General features: G+C 40.4%; 5 protein-coding genes. 3 read left to right on the top strand and 2 right to left on the bottom strand.

What is annotated here, in order from left to right; genetic code table 11:
• On the top strand, positions 1–226 hold a 226-nt coding region (locus BACCELL_RS17880; RefSeq protein WP_007213375.1), incomplete at its 5' end, for a beta-xylosidase family glycoside hydrolase.
• Positions 227–239: 13 nt separating this feature from the next.
• On the top strand, positions 240–1,463 hold the full coding sequence (locus BACCELL_RS17875) for a glycoside hydrolase family 88 protein (protein WP_007213374.1): 1,224 nt from the start codon (positions 240–242) through the stop codon (positions 1,461–1,463).
• An 18-nt stretch (positions 1,464–1,481) separates the two neighbouring features.
• On the opposite strand, the gene BACCELL_RS17870 is transcribed toward BACCELL_RS17875, so the two are convergent.
• Positions 1,482–3,806, bottom strand: a complete 2,325-nt coding sequence (locus tag BACCELL_RS17870; RefSeq protein WP_007213373.1) for a sensor histidine kinase — start codon at positions 3,804–3,806, stop codon at positions 1,482–1,484.
• Positions 3,807–3,947: 141 nt separating this feature from the next.
• Between BACCELL_RS17870 and BACCELL_RS17865 the strand changes: the two genes are divergently transcribed.
• Positions 3,948–4,241, top strand: coding sequence for a hypothetical protein (locus BACCELL_RS17865; protein ID WP_007213372.1), 294 nt, complete (start codon positions 3,948–3,950; stop codon positions 4,239–4,241).
• Positions 4,242–4,288: 47 nt separating this feature from the next.
• Here BACCELL_RS17865 and BACCELL_RS17860 read toward each other — a convergent pair.
• A partial coding sequence (locus BACCELL_RS17860; RefSeq protein ID WP_007213371.1) for a preQ(1) synthase occupies positions 4,289–4,493 on the bottom strand: 205 nt, incomplete at its 5' end.

The raw sequence follows: 4,493 nt of genomic DNA, 5'->3' as shown, positions 1-4,493 counted from the left end.
GTTACCCAACTACGAAAGAGACATCTATCTACGGGCAAAAATAGAGAAAGGCGGCATCTGCCACTTCTATTACAGCCTGGATGGTAAGAAATATAAAGCAATAGGTATGCCTTTCACAGCCCGTCAGGGAAAATGGATAGGTGCCAAAGTAGGGCTATTCAGTACCACTCCTTATGGTAAGGAACGGGGATGGGTAGATGCCGACTGGTTTCACATAGATAAATAAAAAGACTGATTATATGAAAACAAAAGAACTACTGTTCGGTGCATGCCTGTGCATGTTTACAGCTTGCAACATGCCCGAGAAAGGAATGGATGTGGATGTATATGAGGCGCTGGATTACTGTGACGCCCAGGTACAACGCACTTTAACAGAACTAAAAGCGGCAGAAGGTACTATCGACTACTCGATGATGCCCCGTAACATCATGGACAGCCTCAACACCTGGCATTGCCGAAAAGCAACAAAGGATGAATGGTGCAGTGGTTTCTGGCCGGGAGTGTTATGGTATGATTACGAATATACCGGTAAAGCAGCCATAAAGGAGGAAGCAGAGAAATTCACCGAACCGTTGAAGTTCCTGTCACAGATTCCGGCATACGACCATGACCTAGGTTTTCTGATCTTTTGCAGCTACGGCAATGGATATCGGTTGACACATAATCCGGAATACAAACAAGTGATTCTAGATACAGCAGATTCACTGGCAACTTTGTTCAGACCCCGTGTAGGTACCATACTTTCATGGCCACGCAATATAGAAATGTTCGGTGGACACAATACGATCATGGATAATATGATAAACCTGGAAATGCTTTTCTGGGCTGCCAAGAATGGAGGAAACCCATATCTGGCAGACATAGCCGTATCGCATGCCGACAAGACTATGAAATATCAGTTCCGTCCCGACTACACTTCCTATCATGTCGCTGTCTATGATACTTTGACGGGCGACTTCATAAAAGGAGTTACACATCAGGGATATGCAGACAATACCATGTGGGCACGCGGACAGGCGTGGGCTATCTATGGATATACAGTAGTCTACAGGGAAACATTAGATCCACGATATCTGGATTTTGTACAGAAAGTAACAGATGTATATTTAGAAAGATTGCCGGAAGACTATGTGCCTTACTGGGATTTTGATGACCCCAATATCCCGAATGTCCCACGTGATGCCTCCGCTGCAAGTGTAACCGCATCGGCTTTACTGGAACTCTCCACTTACCTGCCTGGCAAAAAAGGAGAAGAATATAAGAATGCAGCTATAAAAATGTTGGCAAGCCTGAGTTCGGACAAGTATCAATGCGGCAAAAGCAAGCCGGCATTCCTCCTCCACTCCACCGGACACTTGCCGAATAATTCAGAAATAGATGCCGCCATCATTTATGCAGACTATTATTATATCGAAGCCTTGGTTCGATTGAAGAACTTAATTGAAAATAAAGCTGTCATATAGAAGCAACGTTATCCCCTCTTACTGTTTTGGTTTGAGGGGAAGCGTAAACCAAAATGTAGAACCTTCTCCCAATTTAGAATTCACTCCGATTTCGCCTCCCATATTCTGAATAATGAGCTGGCAAATAGGCAAACCTAAACCGGTGCCCTGTTTAAAACTATCCAACTTGATGAAACGTTCGAATATAAGATGGAGTTTATCTTCCGGAATACCAGTTCCCGTATCAGTTACATAATAATAGATGTCTTTGTCACGCACTTCATAGCCATAGCGAATGCTGCCGGTCGATGTAAATTTACAAGCATTAGTCAGGAAGTTCAAAACCAATTGTTGAAGTCTGTTTTTCTCTGAATAAACAACATAATCATCCGGCATCCCCGGCTCAAAAATCAGATCAACCCTATCCTGCAAACGAGACTCAACAACTCCCTTCAAAGTCGCTAACACTCCATTTAATCCAAATTCCGAATAATACAAATCAAGAACTCCAGCCTCAATCTTAGATAAATCCAGAACATCATTGATAAGTTGCAGCAAGATTCCATTATTCTTCTCTATGATGCTGACATACTCCTTCTTCTCTTCTTCATCTTCAGTCATAGCCAATATACTGGAGAAGCCAATAATTGCATTCAACGGAGTGCGGATTTCATGACTGATATTAGCAAGAAAGGCAGATTTCAGACGGTTGGATTCTTCCGCACGCTCTTTGGCAGCAATCAGTTCGCGTTCTGCTATTTTACGTTCTGTAATAAACAATGATGATCCCACCACGATCAAGGGGTTTCCCTTTTCATCATATTGTTCAACAAAAGCACGTGCTTCCATCCAGTCTTCCGAATCATATGGTTTACCTGGACGATGGACGCGATATTCTTCCTTTATTCTATCAACTTTATTAGCGCGTACATCCTTAAAAACCTGTCGGATACGTTCTCTATCTTCTTCACAAACAAAAGTTAGATAGTCGTTAATATCAGTCGTATAGGTCATTTCCGAAACTTCTTTTTTACCCTGTTCTATTGGTTTGTAAGAACTATATGTGATTTCATCCGTCCGTAAATCCCATTGCCAGGGTAGTAAATCAACAACCTCCAATGCCATAGCCATTTTGGAGTGAGTGAAGCGCTGATTCTGTTCAACCAACTGAAGTTGTTCCAAAATCTTATTTCGCCGAAGTTGGAAAAAGAGAACAACCAACAATAAAACAATACTTCCTACTACCAAGGCAGACCGATATTTTTCAAAGAAAGTAGGAGGAGCATTCAAGTAAATGGTTCCCGGAGGGCAATTTTTAGGAGACAAACCAAAATCGACCATATAAGGATAGTTGAAAAGAACCATAGGCTTCGGATCATAATACGGGATATCCCGTGCCTGTTTTCCATCAGCTACAGCATTAATCATCTTCACAATTTCCTCACAGTACAGGTTCATATCATATACACACCCTCCTATTATAGTCCCATCTTCTTCAATACTTGAAATAGAAGAAGATAATGCAAAAAATGGACAAGGCAATGTAGAATTGGCAATCACCTTATAAGAGTTTGCCATCATAAGCATATTGCCCGCAAACATTCGTTTGTGGAACCATGAAGCGAACAAAATACCGGTTTCCTCCGGAACCACTTGTCGCAATGTATCCAACAACTGGTCCGGACTCCAAGCAGCTGCCGATAAAAACTTATAATTAATATCTGTATATTCAGTGTTAATCAACTCTGAGAGTTGCTGGTCATAATCAATGTCACGGTCAGTCTGATCACCTATTAACAGTAAACTCTTCATCTTCGGAATCATACGACGCAGCAACTGGACACTTTCCGGTATAAAAGCACGTGCAGCAAGAAAAGTCATATTATACTCATTACGCAGATCTTTCAAGTAGATACGATCTTTATATGGAATAATCTGATTGTACATATAAGTAGAATCCGGCCCTATATATCTACTTTCAGCACATACTATCAAAGGTATATCTCCCCAGTGTCTACGCATATCATCACGTAATATCAAAGGAGCATTTCCCAACATCAACACTGCTTTAGGCGGGTTGTTACCATAAGTTGAAAAAAGATTTTCTTTATATTGGTTCAGTATCTCAGGAGTTTCTATCGTCAGGATATTCATGTACTCCACATTCATACTCACATCCTTCCGGTCATACTCTTTCTGCATGATGTGTGAAATGATAGTCTGACTCCATGGGGCACCCGATACATAACTACTGATAATCAGCAAATCGGTACCAGAATTCTCTTTCTTATCATCAGCAGACGCCAGAGCAGAGAAAGATAAAAGGAAAATAAGTAAAAGATATCTAATATGTAGTATTCTCATGATTGCATAACTTGACTGTATTAAAACACAGAAAAGCAGCATTTAGTTCATGAAAAGAAAGACTTTCCCTGTGATTATCAATATTTTCTTAGAAATAGTCATATATTTGCATTCAACAATTATCACGAAAAGCTATTATATATGAAAAAGTTAATTTATCTCTTCGTTCTTGCTGTCCTTGCAGGAAGTATCAGTTCTTGTAAACAAGAGAATCGTCCTCAAATAGTCAATGGAATCGTTTACGATGCTACAATGAATAATATCACTCTGATTACGGGAAAAGGTGATACAATAAACATCAGCACTATGGATGCCAATCCGGATAAAGTTCCCGGTGTATTACTGGAGGACAGTGTAGAAGTAACATGTATCAAAGAAAAGATTGAAGGTGGGGAAATCCTGAAAGCTACCGAACTGGTAATAATCAAGAAGTGATATTCATATAAATAAGGGGTGTTCCGAAAAATCACCCCTATCTCTTTTTATTCTCTATTCATTAATCGTTGTTCAGCTATGCCCTCATACTTCGTACCCGGGCGTCCATAGTTAGCATAAGGATAAATGGATATGCCACCACGCGGAGTAAAAAGTCCTGTTACCTCAATATATTTAGGATTCATCAGGTGAATAAGATCCTTCATTATAATATTCACACAGTCTTCATGAAAAGCGCCATGATTACGGAAA

The organism is Bacteroides cellulosilyticus DSM 14838, from assembly GCF_000158035.1.
Classification (GTDB): domain Bacteria; phylum Bacteroidota; class Bacteroidia; order Bacteroidales; family Bacteroidaceae; genus Bacteroides; species Bacteroides cellulosilyticus.
The sequence above is the reverse complement of the archived record's forward strand: the minus strand, read 5'-3'. Positions and strand labels throughout refer to the sequence as shown.

What these genes read in the sequence shown, in the direction of transcription:
- BACCELL_RS17875 (WP_007213374.1), top strand. Translation starts at nt 240, where the DNA reads ATGAAAACAAAAGAACTACTGTTCGGTGCATGCCTGTGCATGTTTACA.
- BACCELL_RS17870 (WP_007213373.1), bottom strand. Translation starts at nt 3,806, where the DNA reads ATGAGAATACTACATATTAGATATCTTTTACTTATTTTCCTTTTATCT.
- BACCELL_RS17865 (WP_007213372.1), top strand. Translation starts at nt 3,948, where the DNA reads ATGAAAAAGTTAATTTATCTCTTCGTTCTTGCTGTCCTTGCAGGAAGT.